This is a genomic window from Paenibacillus sp. GCM10027628, assembly GCF_042676385.1.
Classification (GTDB): domain Bacteria; phylum Bacillota; class Bacilli; order Paenibacillales; family NBRC-103111; genus Paenibacillus_E.
In genome coordinates this window covers 1-16,323 of sequence record NZ_JBHTHA010000051.1, presented here as the reverse complement: position 1 = coordinate 16,323, position 16,323 = coordinate 1, and the positions used below count along the sequence as shown (strand labels likewise).

General features: G+C 43.7%; 14 protein-coding genes. 8 read left to right on the top strand and 6 right to left on the bottom strand.

Annotated features, from left to right (window positions below):
- The 6 genes from mnmG to rpmH all read right to left on the bottom strand — a co-directional run bounded on the left by mnmG (position 1) and on the right by rpmH (position 5,554).
- The gene (gene mnmG, locus ACFQZT_RS30905; RefSeq protein ID WP_379306562.1) at positions 1 to 1,890 is read right to left on the bottom strand and encodes a tRNA uridine-5-carboxymethylaminomethyl(34) synthesis enzyme MnmG; all 1,890 of its coding nucleotides are present in this window, start codon (positions 1,888 to 1,890) and stop codon (positions 1 to 3) included.
- A gap of 37 nt (positions 1,891 to 1,927) precedes the next feature.
- Entirely contained in the window at positions 1,928 to 3,304 is a 1,377-nt protein-coding gene (gene mnmE / locus ACFQZT_RS30900; RefSeq protein ID WP_379306560.1) for a tRNA uridine-5-carboxymethylaminomethyl(34) synthesis GTPase MnmE, read from the bottom strand.
- A gap of 160 nt (positions 3,305 to 3,464) precedes the next feature.
- The gene (gene jag, locus ACFQZT_RS30895; protein ID WP_379306558.1) at positions 3,465 to 4,082 is read right to left on the bottom strand and encodes an RNA-binding cell elongation regulator Jag/EloR; all 618 of its coding nucleotides are present in this window, start codon (positions 4,080 to 4,082) and stop codon (positions 3,465 to 3,467) included.
- Positions 4,079 to 4,852, bottom strand: a complete 774-nt coding sequence (yidC, locus tag ACFQZT_RS30890; protein WP_379306556.1) for a membrane protein insertase YidC — start codon at positions 4,850 to 4,852, stop codon at positions 4,079 to 4,081. The genes jag and yidC overlap by 4 nt, the downstream gene beginning before the upstream one ends.
- A 71-nt stretch (positions 4,853 to 4,923) precedes the next feature.
- A complete protein-coding gene (rnpA, locus tag ACFQZT_RS30885) occupies positions 4,924 to 5,283 on the bottom strand; it encodes a ribonuclease P protein component (protein WP_379306554.1) in 360 nt (119 codons plus the stop codon).
- 136 nt (positions 5,284 to 5,419) lie between these two features.
- Positions 5,420 to 5,554 (bottom strand): 50S ribosomal protein L34, encoded by a 135-nt coding sequence (gene rpmH, locus ACFQZT_RS30880; protein WP_163947939.1) that lies wholly within the window; start codon positions 5,552 to 5,554, stop codon positions 5,420 to 5,422.
- Positions 5,555 to 6,061: 507 nt separating this feature from the next.
- Here rpmH and dnaA point away from each other — a divergent pair.
- The 8 genes from dnaA (at position 6,062) to ACFQZT_RS30840 (ending at position 16,057) form a co-directional block, all read left to right on the top strand.
- Positions 6,062 to 7,426, top strand: a complete 1,365-nt coding sequence (dnaA, locus tag ACFQZT_RS30875) for a chromosomal replication initiator protein DnaA (RefSeq protein WP_379306551.1) — start codon at positions 6,062 to 6,064, stop codon at positions 7,424 to 7,426.
- Between the two features lie 180 nt (positions 7,427 to 7,606).
- Positions 7,607 to 8,749 (top strand): DNA polymerase III subunit beta, encoded by a 1,143-nt coding sequence (gene dnaN, locus ACFQZT_RS30870; protein ID WP_379306549.1) that lies wholly within the window; start codon positions 7,607 to 7,609, stop codon positions 8,747 to 8,749.
- A 51-nt stretch (positions 8,750 to 8,800) separates the two neighbouring features.
- Positions 8,801 to 9,016, top strand: coding sequence for a S4 domain-containing protein YaaA (yaaA, locus tag ACFQZT_RS30865; protein ID WP_188176030.1), 216 nt, complete (start codon positions 8,801 to 8,803; stop codon positions 9,014 to 9,016).
- 28 nt (positions 9,017 to 9,044) lie between these two features.
- Positions 9,045 to 10,163: a DNA replication/repair protein RecF gene (gene recF, locus ACFQZT_RS30860; RefSeq protein ID WP_379306547.1), complete on the top strand. Its 1,119-nt coding sequence runs from the start codon at positions 9,045 to 9,047 to the stop codon at positions 10,161 to 10,163.
- A 5-nt stretch (positions 10,164 to 10,168) separates the two neighbouring features.
- Positions 10,169 to 10,417: an extracellular matrix regulator RemB gene (remB, locus tag ACFQZT_RS30855; RefSeq protein ID WP_379306545.1), complete on the top strand. Its 249-nt coding sequence runs from the start codon at positions 10,169 to 10,171 to the stop codon at positions 10,415 to 10,417.
- Between the two features lie 36 nt (positions 10,418 to 10,453).
- The gene (gene gyrB / locus ACFQZT_RS30850; protein WP_379306543.1) at positions 10,454 to 12,370 is read left to right on the top strand and encodes a DNA topoisomerase (ATP-hydrolyzing) subunit B; all 1,917 of its coding nucleotides are present in this window, start codon (positions 10,454 to 10,456) and stop codon (positions 12,368 to 12,370) included.
- A 51-nt stretch (positions 12,371 to 12,421) separates the two neighbouring features.
- A complete protein-coding gene (gene gyrA / locus ACFQZT_RS30845) occupies positions 12,422 to 14,905 on the top strand; it encodes a DNA gyrase subunit A (RefSeq protein ID WP_379306541.1) in 2,484 nt (827 codons plus the stop codon).
- Between the two features lie 84 nt (positions 14,906 to 14,989).
- Positions 14,990 to 16,057: a cyclic di-GMP phosphodiesterase gene (locus tag ACFQZT_RS30840; RefSeq protein WP_379306539.1), complete on the top strand. Its 1,068-nt coding sequence runs from the start codon at positions 14,990 to 14,992 to the stop codon at positions 16,055 to 16,057.
- Positions 16,058 to 16,323: the final 266 nt, after the last annotated feature.

The window sequence follows — 16,323 nt, the reverse complement described above, 5'->3', positions numbered from 1 at the left end:
TTATCCTCTAGCCGCTGTAACACGGTTATAATGTTCCAAATACACAAGTAAAATTGAAATGTCGGCTGGCGTCACACCTGAAATACGGGAAGCCTGCCCAATTGATACTGGGCGAATTTTTGCAAGCTTTTGCTTAGCTTCCGTTGCGATTCCATGAATATCGCTATAATTGATATCGTCCGGAATCTTTTTCTTTTCCATTTTACGCAAACGATCGACTTGCGCTAGTTGTTTCTCAATGTAGCCGGCATACTTCACTTGAATCTCTACTTGTTCTTTCATCTCTTCATTAAGCTCCAATGGAGAAATCGACATTTGTTCTATGTGCCTATACTCTACTTCCGGGCGACGTAATAACGACAAAAGATCGACAGCATTATTCAACTTCACACTGCCCAGGCTTTCTAATAATTCTTGAATTTCAGGCTCTGGTCGAACCTTCGTCATTTTCAAACGTTCGATCTCTTGTTCAACTAGATCTTTTTTATTCAGGAATGCCTCGTAACGTTCCTTCGAAATCAAACCAATATCATGACCAATCGGCGTCAAGCGAAGATCCGCATTATCATGGCGAAGTAAAAGTCTGTATTCAGCCCGCGATGTTAAAAGACGATAAGGCTCACTCGTGCCTTTGGTTACAAGATCATCAATGAGTACACCAATGTAGCCCTCGGAACGATCCAGAATAACTGCTTCTTTCTCCTGCACTTTACGAGCCGCGTTAATGCCAGCCATAATCCCCTGGCCAGCCGCTTCTTCGTACCCGGATGTACCGTTAATTTGCCCTGCTGTGAATAAACCACTTACCAGTTTCGTCTCCAAAGACGGTTTCAACTGCGTAGGAACAACGGCATCATACTCAATTGCATAACCGGTACGCATCATTTCAACTTTTTCTAAACCTGGAATCGAACGAAGAATGCCCAGTTGGACATCCTCAGGCATGCTTGTAGAAAGACCCTGAACATAATATTCAGAAGTGTTTCGTCCTTCAGGCTCTAAGAAAATTTGATGTTTGGGCTTATCAGCAAAACGAACAATTTTATCTTCAATAGATGGGCAATATCTCGGACCTGTACCTTCAATCGCACCGGAAAACATAGGTGCACGGTGAAGATTCGCGTTGATAATGTCGTGTGTTTCTTCAGAAGTATATGTCAACCAGCAAGGCAATTGGTCCGGTACACCGGTTTTCGTTTCGTATGAGAAAAACTTTGGATCACTATCCCCGGGCTGAATCTCGGTTTTATCAAAATCAATCGTATCCTTATGAACCCGCGGCGGTGTTCCGGTTTTGAATCGAACCAAATCAAAACCAAGCTTCCGCAGCGATTCGGACAATTTGACAGAAGGCTGTTGATTGTTAGGACCGCTTTCGTACATCAACTCACCCATAATGACTTTTCCGCGTAAATAAGTGCCAGTTGTTAGTACAACAGCCTTCGCGTAATACTCGGCTCCGGTTTTTGTAATGACACCCTTGCAGATGCCATTTTCAACAATCAATTCTTCAGCCATACCTTGGCGAAGGGTCAAATTATCCGTAGCTTCGATGGTTTCCTTCATTTTATGCTGATACAGAAACTTATCGGCTTGTGCACGGAGTGCATGCACCGCAGGTCCCTTCCCTGTATTCAACATTCTCATTTGAATGTATGTTTTATCAATGTTACGGCCCATTTCGCCGCCAAGTGCATCGATCTCTCGAACAACGTGGCCCTTTGCAGGACCACCAATAGATGGATTACAAGGCATGAATGCAACCATATCCAGATTGATGGTTAGCAGTAGTGTTTGACATCCCATCCGTGCGGAAGCCAGAGCCGCTTCACATCCGGCATGCCCAGCACCGATGACGATAACATCATAATCACCAGCATGATATCCCATTTTGATTCGTTCCTCCCTCTTTTATGAAAACTCGTTTTCATTTCCCTAAGCAAAATTGAGTGAAAATCTGATCGATCAAAGACTCGCCAACCGAGTCGCCTATAATTTCACCTAACTGCTCCCAAGCAGCTCGGATATCAATCTGTATCATATCGATAGGCACATATTGCTCGTTCGCTTCCAAAGCATCTTCAAGAGATTTCTTAGCTTGCTTGAGCAGCGAGATATGCCGAACATTACTTACATACGTCAAATCGCTTGCCTCTAGTTTGCCCTCAAAGAAGATAGCCGCAATCGCTTTTTCCAAATCTTCAATACCTTTATTCTCAAGCAAAGATAATTCTACAACGCGTTCTTTCGTGAAGTAATGATAAACTTGATCAATGTCGAGCTTTCGCTTCAAATCGATTTTATTTAAAATTACAATAGTCTGCTTATCAGCAAGCTGCTGCATCAGCGCGAGTTCATCCAGTTGTAGTTCCTCACTGTTGTTCAGTACAAGCAGAATCAGATCCGCTTCAGCCAAAGCGGTCTTCGAGCGCTCCACCCCGATTTGTTCCACAATATCGGTAGTTTCGCGTATACCCGCTGTATCCAGCAGCTTCAGCGGGATCCCGCCAACATTGACGAACTCCTCGATCACATCCCTCGTCGTTCCCGGAATATCCGTCACAATCGCACGGTTCTCCTGTGCCAATTCATTGAGCAGCGAGGATTTGCCGACATTGGGTTTCCCCACAATGGCAGTTTCGATTCCCTCGCGCAGTATCTTTCCTTGCTGCGCCGTATGCAGCAAGCGGTTAATCTCACCCATCACCGTTTCACATTTCGTCTTGATGAACGCATTCGTCATCTCTTCGACATCATGCTCCGGATAGTCGATATTTACTTCCACGTGCGCCATCAATTCAACAAGTTGATGACGAAGCAATTTGATCTGCTTCGACAAGTTCCCTTCAACCTGCTTAAGTGCAACCTTAAAAGCACGATCCGACTTCGCACGGATCAGATCGATAACAGCTTCAGCCTGCGTCAAATCAATCCGACCATTTAAAAATGCACGTTTCGTGAACTCGCCCGGTTCTGCAAGCCGAATCCCTTGCTGCAGCAGCAAATCAAGCACTTTTTTAACCGAAACAATACCGCCATGGCAGCTGACCTCCACAACATCCTCCATCGTAAAGGATCGCGGGGCTTTCATAACTGTAACGAGTACCTCCTCTAACCTCTCGGAAGAAGTAGGCTCAACAATATAACCGTAATGCACCGTGTGTGTCGGCGCCTCAGATAATTTTGTTTTGGAGCGGAAAACACGCTCCACGAGCGGAACAGCTTCATCCCCACTCACCCGTATAACCGCTATTCCACCTTCACCAAGCGGAGTCGAAATAGCGGCAATCGTATCTTTTAACATCGTTATAACACCTCGAATGTACCTCATACTGAGAAGTCCCTAACATAGTCATTCATGAATGAGAAAACCTCTATCGAGGCCATTCAATGATGAGCGACCGCGGTTAGAGGTTGGTTTAAAGAAAAAGCAATGACATGTACCAAGTCATTGCGGCTTGACGTTATTTTAAAGCGATAACCACTCTGCGGTTCGGTTCTTCGCCTTTACTGTAAGTTTTTACGACTGGATGACCTTGAAGCTCGGCATGAATAATTTTGCGTTCCTGGGAATTCATCGGTTCAAGAATGACTTCTTTTTTCGACTTAAGGACCCGATTGGCTAAGCGAATAGCCAATTCCTCCAACGTCTTTCTCCGCCGTTCCCGAAAATTCTCCGCATCTAAAATAACGCGAAAATGAGAAGTCGCGTAGCGATTCGCTACAATATTAACCAAATACTGCAGCGCATCCAGCGTTTGTCCTCTTTTTCCAATAAGCATCCCTAATTCCGATCCGCTTAAATTCAAGATGGTGCCTTCGCGATCTTTATGTTGATCTATGGTGATGGAAATTTGCATCGTCTTGAAAATATCTTGTAAAAAAAGTATCGCTTCCTCAAGCGCATCCGGGATCAATTCAAGCTCGACTTTTGCTGCTTTCGAACCAATGAAACCGAACAGCCCCCTAGAAGGCTGCTCCAAGATATGAATCTTAACACGATCCTCAGATACCTGCCATTGAAAGAGCCCTGATTTTACTGCGTCCTCAATGGTTTTTCCAGTCACCACGATTTTTTTCATTTAGACAGGCCACCCTTATTATTTTGAGATCCTTTAGAACCTTGAGATCCAGGAGAACCATAAATAAAGTAAGACTGAACGATCGTAAAGATGTTACCGTATATCCAATACAGCGGCAGTGCAGATGCAAAATTCATCGACATCACGAAAATCATAACCGGGAAAATAAACAGCAAGCTCTTCATTTGCTGATTCATTTGAGAAGACATGAATTTCTGTTGAATAAATGTCGTTGCCGCGGCAATCAGCGGAAGAATATACAGGTGATCCGGCTGACCAAGATTCATCCATAAGAATGTATGCTCACGAATGTGATCATTACGCATAATCGCTTGATAAAGCGCAATCAAGATCGGCATTTGTACAATGATCGGGAAACAACCAGCGAGCGGATTAACGCCATTTTGTTGGAAAAGCTTCATCGTCTCTTCCTGTTGCTTTTTCGCATCATCTTTATACTTTTCTTTGAGCTTCTTCATCTCTGGCTGCAAATCTTGCATGCGCTTGGAGCTCTTATACTGCTTAAGCGTAAGCGGCAAGATGATTAAACGAATGATTAGCGTAACAACCAGAATGGATAGCCCGTATTGGCCCCATAAATGATCAGCGAACCAGTCAAGCGTTTGCGAAAGCGGGTACACAAAATATTTAACAAAAAAACCGGCGGTATTCGGATCAATCGGCGCCGTAGCGCTTTTTGCAGTACTACAACCGGAAAGCAAAAGAATCAGCGCAGATACTGATGCGAGCAAATAGAGTCGACGAGTCAAAATGAGGTCCTCCTAAATATCTTTTCCAACATAAACTATACCACAACTTTACCCAGCAAGGAAATAATCCGTTACTTTTTTACCGGCTCGCTTCTTTTATATAAAGAAGCTTTGCGAATAACGTGGAAAATGCTTTTCTCCATCTGTGCATAATCCATATCTACGGCAGGTTTTCTTGCAATCAATATGTAGTCGTAGTGAAGGGTCATATGGTCTTTATTCAGTCTAACAATTTCCTTGATCATCCGGCGAAGCCGATTCCTAACAACTGCATTGCCAACTTTTTTACTGACCGATATGCCAAGCCGAAATTGCTCTAATTTGGGCTGCGCCAAATAATAAAGAACAAATTGATGATTCGCCATCGATTTTCCATACCGGTATATTTTATTGAAGTCTTCCCTCTTGGCCAATCTATAAGTTTTTTCCACAAATATGTACGCTCCAGACAGATTACATCCAAGTATATATAATGAACGGGTTCATCCTAATATCATTAACAGAAAGATCAAGGTTCAAACTTCCGCTTCCATATGCACAAAAAAAAGCCCCTTTCGGAGCCTCTCTTTATGCGCTAAGAACTTTTCTTCCTTTAAGACGACGAGCGCTCAGCACTTTACGGCCGTTCTTCGTGCTCATTCTTTTACGGAAACCATGATTTTTCTTACGCTTTCTCGTATTCGGGTTAAACGTCGGACCCATCTATAGCACCTCCCTGCATGAGGATATCCATCCTACTAAATTTCTTTAACCATTAAAGCATTTTCGCGCCCGAAAGTCAACCTATCCGAGTGTACAGGGGAACTAAGCATTTCTGGAAATGAATTTGCAAAAGAACAACCTGTGAATAATTTTCACCACTAAAAAAGAGAACCTTGTCGAAAATTAACAAAATATCAACAATATCTTGTGGTGTGAATAAAACATATGCACAACTTATGGAGATTGTGGATAAAATCAAACAATTCGTTGATTAACAAGCCATCTTTTGATAAGATGATAATGTTTCTGTTGTGGATATACCCCAACTATCCTCCGATTTATCAACAACCTGTGGATAACATTGTGAACAATTTTCCCTCTTTAAGAATAAGTCATTTCAACCGATCCTTAATAATGTGGATAAATCGACAAAAGCCGTGTTAATTAGACAGAGCTTTCTTTGCTGGCCTTACGCCACATGTTCAAATTTCAAAGGAGTGAATTATTGTGGATGGCCATTCTACTGACTTATGGCAGCAAGTTTTAACGATCATTCAAACCAAACTCAGCAAACCCAGCTTCGATACATGGCTGAAATCAACCAAAGCGACGGTATTTAATGATTCTACGGTCGTTATTTGTGCGCCCAACAATTTCGCTAGGGAGTGGCTTGAAAGTCGCTACACCAAGCTTATTGAAGGCACGATCTATGACTTTACCGGCAAACATGTCGAAGTAAAGTTCACGATTGAAACCGAAGAACAAAAATCCCAATCAGCTGCCGCTGCGCAACCGGTCATCCCGCCAAAAGGCCCGGCGATCGTTGCAGGTGAAGAAAATTTCACAAATATGATGAACGCAAGGTATACCTTCGACACGTTTGTCATCGGTTCAGGCAACAGGTTTGCTCACGCCGCATCACTTGCGGTTGCGGAAGCACCAGCTAAAGCTTATAATCCCCTATTTCTCTATGGAGGAGTCGGATTAGGCAAAACCCATTTAATGCATGCGATCGGTCATTATGTGCTGGAGCACAACCCGGAGGCGCGTGTTTTATATATTTCGTCCGAGAAATTCACGAATGAATTCATTAATGCGGTTCGTGATAACCGCGGTGAGGGATTTCGAAATAAATATAGAACGATTGATGTACTTTTAATTGACGATATTCAGTTCCTCGCTGGTAAAGAAGGTACGCAGGAGGAATTTTTCCATACATTTAACGCACTCCATGAAGAGGGCAAACAAATTATTATTTCCAGTGACCGCCCTCCTAAAGAAATTCCTACGTTGGAGGATCGTTTGCGCTCAAGGTTTGAATGGGGGTTAATTACCGATATCCAGCCGCCGGATCTGGAGACGAGAATCGCCATTTTACGCAAAAAAGCGAAAGCCGAGAATCTCGAAATCCCGAATGAAGCTATGATTTACATAGCCAACCAAATCGATACCAACATCCGTGAATTAGAAGGCGCACTCATCCGTGTCGTCGCTTATTCGTCGCTTATCAACCAAGATATTAGCGTTCATTTAACGGCTGAAGCACTAAAAGACATTATTCCTTCAAGCAGGCCTAGAGTGATTACGATTCAAGATATCCAGCAGCGCGTGGGTGAATTTTATGGATTAAAGCTAGAAGATTTCAAAGCGCGAAAACGCACGAAAGCCGTTGCATTCCCAAGACAAGTCGCGATGTACCTGGCGCGTGAACTTACCGACTTCTCACTGCCCAAGATTGGTGAAAATTTCGGCGGACGCGACCATACGACGGTCATTCACGCTCATGAGAAAATAACCGAGTCGTTAAAAAACGATCAGGACCTATATAAGATTATTCATAACCTGACGGAACGCATCAAAAACCCATCTTGATAACTTCTTAATAATGATAAGCCTATGCACAATCTATTCACATGTGGATAGGCTTGATTTTTGAAGGTTTCATCCACATATCCACATATCCAGCGCCCCTACTGCTATTACTAATAAAAAATGGTATTATAAAATGAATATGCTAACGCACCCTTAAAAAAGAACTGCAGGAGTGAAATCATGAAATTAACCATTCTTAAGGACCATTTGATCGAATCCATTGGTCACGTTTCTAAAGCGATATCCAGTCGTACAACCATACCTATTCTCACCGGGATCAAAATAGATGCTACGTTAAGCGGTGTAACGCTCACAGCCAGCGACACCGATATTTCCATTCAAAGTTTTACACCTACCGAAAATGGAAACATTAAAATTATCGATCTTATCCAAGCGGGCAGCGTTGTTCTTCCTGCTAAATTCTTTGTAGAAATCATTCGAAAACTTCCTTCTCAAAATATTGAGATTGAAGTCGGACAGCATTTTCAAACGATGATACGTTCAGGATCTTCCGAAATTCAAATCATGGGCCTAGATCCAGATGAATACCCGCTACTCCCTGAAATCGAAGAAAACAAAATGATTCGTATTCCAAGCGATCTGCTTAAAACGATGATCAAACAGACTTCGTATGCCGTTTCCACGAATGAATCGACGCCCATTTTGACAGGCGTTCTGTGGAGCATTTCAGGAAATAAGCTGAAATTTATTGGCTGTGATCGCCATCGGCTGGCTAGCAGAGAGATAACCATCGATAACGATGCAGCCCAAAACTTGCAAAATATCGTTATTGCCGGCCGCACACTAAACGAACTGAGCAAAATTTTGCCGGATCAAAATTCCCTTATTGATATAGTTATTTCGGACAACCAGGTTTTATTCAAAATTCATTCGATTCTTTTCTATTCCCGTATCTTGGACGGGACTTATCCGGATACGTCGAAGCTTATTCCGCAGTCCTATCAAACGGAAATGGTCGTTCCGACCAAAGAGCTTGCGGAAGCGATCGACCGCGCCTACCTCCTATCCAGAGAAGACAAAACGAACATTGTCAAAATGATTATGCGCGAGGATCAAACAATTGAAATTTCCTCCAGCTCTTCAGAGTTAGGAAAAGTCACAGAGCAAATCAATTTGCAAAGTATTAAAGGCGAGCTGCTGCGGATTTCTTTTAACTCCAAATATATGCTCGACGCTCTTAAAGTGCTGGATTCTGACTTTATCCACATCGGATTTACGGGTGCTATGCAGCCGATCATCATGAAACCGGAAGATACTTCCAACATTATTCAACTCATTCTGCCTTACCGTACGACCAACTAATATTTTTAAGAAGCCAGTTTTCTGGCGAAAAACGTATAGGAGTTAACGACGATGAAGCAAATCGCGATCAACACCGAATACATTACGCTAGGGCAGTTTTTAAAGCTGGCGGACTGTATATCCACAGGTGGACAAGCTAAATTTTTTGTGAAAGAAGAGAAAATTGAAGTCAACGGGCAAGCTGAAAACCGCAGAGGACGGAAACTGGTACCGCGCGATGTGGTAAGCGTAGAGGGTTTCGGACAATTTGAAGTGGTAAGCTCCTGACAGGATCAAGCCCCCAGGAGGATGGCCCATGTTTTTAACGAAGCTAGCGCTCAGTCACTATAGGAATTACGAGCAGATTGAGTTGACGACGGACAGTAATGTGAACATCTTTGTGGGGCCCAATGCGCAAGGCAAAACGAATTTGCTGGAATCGATCTACGTACTTGCTATGACCAAGTCGCATCGAACGCATCAGGACAAGGAATTGATCGGCTGGGACGGTGAGCAGACGCAGCTCCATGCAGAGATTAATAAACGTTACGGGAACTGCAAGCTGGATCTCGCAATCTCCACCAAAGGGAAAAAGGCGAAAATCAATGGCCTTGAGCAAAAGAAACTAAGCAATTTTATCGGTGCACTAAACGTGGTTATGTTTGCTCCGGAAGATCTCGAAATTGTCAAAGGAACGCCAGGAATCAGAAGACGGTTTCTTGATATGGAGATCGGCCAGGTTCAGCCCTCCTATCTCTATGATTTGTCCCAATATCAAAAAATATTGCTGCAGCGGAACAATTATTTAAAGCAATCGTTCCCGGGAAAAGCTTCCCCGGACGCTATGCTGGACATTTGGAACGAACAATTAGCCCTGTATGGTGTTAAAATTATGAAAAAACGTCAAAACTTTATTAAGAAACTCCAACAATGGGCGGAAACGATCCATAGAGGGATCACAAACGATAGTGAGGAGCTCCGGATTCGCTATGCTCCCTCCTTTGACGTAGAGCAGTTTGAAGATGAATCTGTTTTATTAGAGAAATTTATGATAAAGTTAACACAGGTTAAGGATCAAGAATTTCGAAGAGGCGTTACTTTGGTTGGTCCTCATCGCGACGATCTTCTCTTTTACATCAACGAGAAAGAAGTGCAAACGTTTGGTTCGCAAGGACAGCAGCGGACGACGGCGCTATCGCTGAAGCTCGCAGAGATAGAGCTGATTCAAGAAGAAGTTGGGGAGTATCCTCTCCTGCTCCTGGACGATGTACTTTCTGAACTCGATGAATACAGGCAGACGCAACTGATTCGTACGTTTCAACAAAAAGTGCAAACCTTTATTACAACTACAGGTCTAGAGAGCGTCCATTTGGACCAGCTGGATCATGCTTCCGTGTTCCATGTTTTGAAAGGAAATGTAAGCGGTAGGAGCTGATGATCATGTTTATCCATTTGGGCGGCGAGAAAATTATTAGGGCTTCCGAACTGATTGCTATTTTTGATATCTCGATTGAGAAATCTTCCAAAATATCGAAACAGTTTATACAGCAAGCTACAAAAGATAAAAAGATAGAGCAAATCGGAGAAGAAGAGTGCAAGTCGCTCGTTGTTACTCAGAACAAGGTGTATTATTCCCCGATCTCTTCTGCGACGCTGAAGAAAAGAGCGCATCAATTGTTAACGAACTAACCGGTTTTGACTATAAAAAAGCAGGTGAAGCATAACATGTCTGTGAATCAAAATTCGTATGATGAAAGTCAGATTCAGGTACTGGAAGGATTAGAGGCTGTTCGTAAACGGCCAGGTATGTATATTGGTTCGACCAGCTCCCGCGGTCTTCATCATCTCGTGTGGGAGGTCGTCGATAACAGTATTGACGAGGCATTGGCCGGATTTTGTACGAAGATCGACGTCATCATTCACAAAAACAACAGCATCACCGTCATTGATAACGGACGGGGTATTCCAGTGGGGATGAACGCGAAACTGCAAAGATCTACACTTGAAGTCGTCCTTACTGTTCTTCACGCAGGCGGTAAGTTTGGCGGCGAAGAATCCGGATATAAAGTATCAGGAGGTTTGCACGGAGTAGGTATCTCTGTTGTGAATGCGCTATCCGAACATGTAACCGTTCAGGTTAAGCTTGGTGGTAAAATTTACCAACAAGAGTACAGCCGCGGAACGCCGCAGTATGATGTGAAAGTCATCGGCGAGACCGAGGAAACCGGGACGACGGTTACGTTTCAGCCGGATCCGGAAATTTTCAAAGAAACGACGGAATATGATTACGACATTCTTCAAGCGAGGATTCGGGAGCTTGCTTTCTTGAATAAAGGCATTGAAATCAATCTTATTGATGAGCGAACAGATACATCAAACACCTTCATGTATGAGGGCGGTATTATTTCATTTGTGGAATATTTGAACCGCAATCGTGAAGCTGTCAATCAGACGCCAATCTATGTCGAAGGTTCGAAGGACAATATATCGATCGAAATCGCCTTGCAATATAACGATAGTTATACGGAGAACATCTATTCGTTTGCGAACAATATCAACACACATGAAGGCGGTACCCATGAGTCCGGCTTTAAAAGTGCGTTGACGCGGATCTTGAATGAGTATGCACGTAAGTCCAACTCCATCAAAGAGAGCGATTCCAATCTTTCCGGCGATGATGTACGTGAAGGACTTGCAGCGATCATTTCCGTGAAAATTCCGGAACCGCAATTCGAAGGTCAAACGAAGACAAAACTCGGCAACAGTGAAGTTCGCGGTATCGTTGAATCATTATTTGCCGAAAAGCTTCAGGAATTTATGGATGAGAACCCTGCAGTTGCCAAAAAAATTATTGAAAAAGGGGTTCAAGCGGCTAGAGCACGGGAAGCTGCGCGCAAAGCCAGAGAGCTTACACGCCGTAAGAGTGCTCTGGAAGTAAGCTCCTTACCAGGTAAATTGGCTGACTGTTCCTCTAAGGATGCTTCCATCAGTGAAATTTATATCGTCGAGGGTGACTCTGCCGGCGGATCGGCGAAGCAAGGACGGGATCGCCATTTCCAGGCCATTCTTCCCCTTCGTGGTAAAATTTTGAACGTGGAGAAAGCGAGATTGGATCGTATTTTGTCCAATACGGAGATTCGCGCCATGATTACGGCTTTTGGTACGGGGATTAGTGATGATTTTGATATTGCGAAAGCGCGTTATCATAAAATTATCATCATGACCGATGCGGACGTCGACGGTGCCCATATTCGTACGCTGCTCCTTACCTTCTTCTACCGATACATGAAAAAGTTGATCGAAGTTGGCTATGTCTATATTGCCCAACCGCCGCTTTTCAAGCTAGAGAGAAATAAAACGGTTCGTTATGCCTATAACGAAAAACAAAGAGAAGCCATCATGCAAGAATTTGGCGATAGCGCTAAAGTTAACGTACAACGTTACAAAGGTTTGGGCGAAATGAATCCGGAGCAGTTATGGGAAACCACAATGGATCCGGAAAGCCGTACGTTATTGCAAGTAACGATTGAGGACGCGATTGAAGCGGATTCCATATTTGATGCGTTAATGGGCGACAACGTGGAACCGCGAAGAGATTTTATCGAAGAACATGCGAAATACGTGAAAAACTTGGATTTCTAAATTCGACGTTTTAGGCGTTGCCTACGATGCAAGCTTTCAGGAGGAACAACCATGAGCGAAGAATTACATTCGCAAGTCAAAGAGATTGATATTGGTACGGAAATGCGCACATCCTTCTTGGATTATGCGATGAGTATCATCGTCAGTCGCGCACTGCCCGATGTAAGAGACGGTCTGAAGCCGGTTCATCGACGTATCTTGTTTGCGATGTCCGAGCTGGGCATGTCACCGGATAAACCCTACAAGAAGTCGGCAAGAATCGTCGGCGAAGTTATAGGTAAATACCATCCGCACGGAGATAGCGCCGTTTATGAGACGATGGTCCGGATGGCGCAGGATTTCTCATTACGTTATATGCTCGTAGATGGACATGGTAACTTTGGATCCATTGATGGTGATATGGCTGCGGCAATGCGTTATACAGAAGCTCGTCTATCCAAAATTGCGATGGAACTCCTTCGTGATATCAATAAAGAGACGATTGATTATGCGCCTAACTATGATGGTGAAGAGCAAGAGCCAGTCGTCCTCCCTTCCCGTTTTCCGAATTTGCTGGTGAACGGAAGCTCCGGTATTGCAGTAGGTATGGCGACAAACATTCCTCCGCATAACCTGCGTGAAGTTATCGACGGTATTCAAATGCTTATCGATAATCCGGATGTGACGCCGCTGGAACTGATGCAAGCCATTAAAGGTCCTGACTTCCCAACAGCCGGCTATATTCTGGGCCGTGAAGGGATTAGACAAGCGTATTCAACAGGCAGAGGCTCTGTGACCATGCGTGCCAGAACCATGATTGAGGAAAATAACAATAAAGCTAGAATTATTGTTAATGAGCTTCCCTATCAGGTTAATAAAGCTAGATTGATTGAGAAAATAGCCGAACTCGTTCGCGAGAAGAAGATCGAAGGTATTACAGACCTCCGTGACGAATCCGACCGCAACGGGATGCGCATCGTTATTGAGCTTCGACGTGACGTGAATCCAAACGTTGTTCTTAATAACTTGTTCAAGCAAACAGCGATGCAATCCAATTTCGGTATTATTATGCTGGCATTGGTGAACGGCGAGCCAAGAGTTCTTAATCTGCGTGAGATGCTGCATTACTATCTCAAGCATCAGCAAGAAGTGATTCGCCGTAGAACCGAGTATGATCTGCGTAAAGCGGAAGCACGCGCTCATATCTTGGAAGGCTTGCGCATCGCGCTTGATCATTTGGATCAAGTCATCGCTTTGATTCGCGCATCACAGACGACAGACGAGGCTAGAGAAGGACTCATGAGTACCTTCAACCTCAGTCTTGATCAAGCCCAAGCCATTCTCGACATGCGCTTACAGCGTTTGACGGGTTTAGAGCGTGAGAAGATCGAAGCCGAGTATGCGGAACTGATGAAGAAAATCGCCGAATACAAAGCAATCTTGGCTGATGAGCAATTAATTCTCGCAATCATTAGCGAAGAACTGAAAGAAATCAAAGAGAAATTTGGAGATGATCGACGTTCTGAGATCACGATTGGTGAGGAAAGCATCGAAGATGAAGACCTTATCCCTCGTGAAGACGTAGTGATCACTATTACGCATACAGGCTATATCAAACGTCTGCCTGTCACAACGTATCGCAGCCAAAAGCGCGGCGGACGCGGTGTTGTAGGTATGGACACGAAGGATAATGATTTCGTAGAACATTTGTTCGTGACGAATACGCATCATTACCTGATGTTCTTTACGAACAAAGGAAAAGTATATCGTCTAAAAGCTTACGAAATTCCGGATCTTAGCCGAACAGCTCGTGGTACGCCAATCATTAACTTGATTCAAATCGAGCAAGGTGAAACGATCAACGCGGTGATTCCAGTCGAAAGTTTTGAAACGGAACAATACCTCTTCTTCGCTACGAAGCAGGGGATTGTGAAGAAAACGCCAATCGACGATTACTCCAACATTCGCAAAGGTGGCTTAATTGCCATCAACCTGCGTGAGGACGATGATCTAATCGGTGTCAAACTGACAGACGGCAATCAAGGTATCATCATGGGGACTAAGCTCGGTATGTCCATTCACTTCCCCGAGCAGGATGTGCGCTCGATGGGCAGATCGGCAACCGGTGTGAAAGGTATTCACCTCGATGAAGAGGACTCTGTGATCGATATGGACGTTGTTCATGAAGACAACAGCGTTCTGATCGTAACATCTAAAGGTTTCGGTAAACGAACGCCTGTTTCCGAATATCGGATTCAATCCCGCGGCGGTAAAGGAATCAAAACCTTGAATGTGACCGAAAAGAACGGTCCAATCGTCGGACTTAAAGTGGTACAGGAAGACGAGGATCTGATGATTATTACGGCATCCGGTACCGTTATCCGGACCAGCATGGGCGGTATCTCGATGATGGGTCGGAATACGCAAGGCGTTAAATTGATCAATATTCGTGAAGATGATGAAGTAGGTACGCTCGCGCGCGTGCAGAAGAACGAAGAGCAAGGCGAAAACGGTGATGAAGACGGCGAATGGGAAGAGACCGATAGCGCCGAATGATAAAATGTTGGGATGGGGCTTACAAACCCATCCCTTTTACTTTACAATAAGTAGTATAAGAACAAGTAAGGTGAGTGAAAATTTGTGCCGACAGTAGCCGTTACTCAACTGAAATATGGGGAAAAGCTTGGCGACAATGTGCTAACGAAGCTTGGAAATACACTTTTTAACAAGGGGAAAATATTAACGGAGAAAGATATTGAAATTCTAAAAGCCTTTTTGATTACATCCGTTTTTATAGAATCCAGAGCCGGTTCAGAGCCCGAGGCTGCTGTCGAAGAGCCGAAGCCAGTTGAAAACGCGGCCCCTCTTCCCTTTTATGTCGAATACCAGAACATGTTAACCCTACTTAAACGGATTTTTCGTCTGGCTAATGGAGGGCAGACAATCCCAATCTTAGACATTCGGACAAGACTGGAAGCACTCATTCAACATATTGATACTTATAAAGTACTCACTTTTATACCCAAAAATACAATTCTCCAAGATTACATCTATCACAAAAGCATCATGGTAAGTTTGACCTCCTATTCATTAGCTAGATGGCACGGCCTCCCTCAAAAAGATTTGATGCAGATCGCTCTAGCTGGTCTTCTACATGACATTGGTACAGCTAAGGTCGATTATACGATCTTGGAGAAAAAGAAGCCGTTAACAGCTTCAGAAATGGACGAAGTTAAACAACACACTTTAATCGGATATCAAATATTGAAAAATATCACGGCCATTAATGAGGGAGTGAAACTAAGTGCCCTTCAGCATCATGAACGTGAAGATGGCTCCGGTTACCCGCTCGGTGTGAAAGGCGATAAGATACATTTGTATGCAAAAATTGTGGCCATTGCCGACATCTATCATGCCATGACAAACGACCGTTTCTACCGGACAGGAATGTCCCCTTATTTAGTGCTTGAGCAATTGTTTACAGAGTCATTCGGTAAAGTTGATCCTACCCTCGTTCAAGTGTTCATTAACAAGTCCACACAGATTAGTAATGGGACTCTTGTAAAGCTAAGTGATAACCGAATCGGAGAGATCGTATTCTCGGATCGAGCTCACCCTACTCGTCCTTGGGTCAGTGTTAATGGAACTATTGTTAATCTTGCTATTGAGAGAAGTCTATTTATCCAGGATGTACTCGGTGTGATTTAAATATAGGTAAGAAGCCAAACTCCTTCTTTTAGAAGGGGTTTTTATTTACCACATCAGCAAAGTATAAGTTCACTAAAGCGCTAAGAGTAGTGAATACTTTCTGATTGGCGAATAAACTTACCTATTAACGCGGTCGCTCATCTTCGAATGACTTCGATAAAGGTTTATCTCATTATTAAAAACTATCAAAAAAAGCTTGCATTCTGTTTTTGATTTTGGTATATTACTCTTTGTCGCTTCGGAAGCCGAACGGTTGAATAAAAGAA

Excerpts from the sequence above, each read along its gene's own strand:
- mnmG (WP_379306562.1), bottom strand. The coding sequence starts at position 1,890 with ATGGGATATCATGCTGGTGATTATGATGTTATCGTCATCGGTGCTGGG.
- mnmE (WP_379306560.1), bottom strand. The coding sequence starts at position 3,304 with ATGTTAAAAGATACGATTGCCGCTATTTCGACTCCGCTTGGTGAAGGT.
- jag (WP_379306558.1), bottom strand. The coding sequence starts at position 4,082 with ATGAAAAAAATCGTGGTGACTGGAAAAACCATTGAGGACGCAGTAAAA.
- rpmH (WP_163947939.1), bottom strand. The coding sequence starts at position 5,554 with ATGGGTCCGACGTTTAACCCGAATACGAGAAAGCGTAAGAAAAATCAT.
- dnaN (WP_379306549.1), top strand. The coding sequence starts at position 7,607 with ATGAAATTAACCATTCTTAAGGACCATTTGATCGAATCCATTGGTCAC.
- yaaA (WP_188176030.1), top strand. The coding sequence starts at position 8,801 with ATGAAGCAAATCGCGATCAACACCGAATACATTACGCTAGGGCAGTTT.
- recF (WP_379306547.1), top strand. The coding sequence starts at position 9,045 with ATGTTTTTAACGAAGCTAGCGCTCAGTCACTATAGGAATTACGAGCAG.
- remB (WP_379306545.1), top strand. The coding sequence starts at position 10,169 with ATGTTTATCCATTTGGGCGGCGAGAAAATTATTAGGGCTTCCGAACTG.
- gyrB (WP_379306543.1), top strand. The coding sequence starts at position 10,454 with ATGTCTGTGAATCAAAATTCGTATGATGAAAGTCAGATTCAGGTACTG.
- gyrA (WP_379306541.1), top strand. The coding sequence starts at position 12,422 with ATGAGCGAAGAATTACATTCGCAAGTCAAAGAGATTGATATTGGTACG.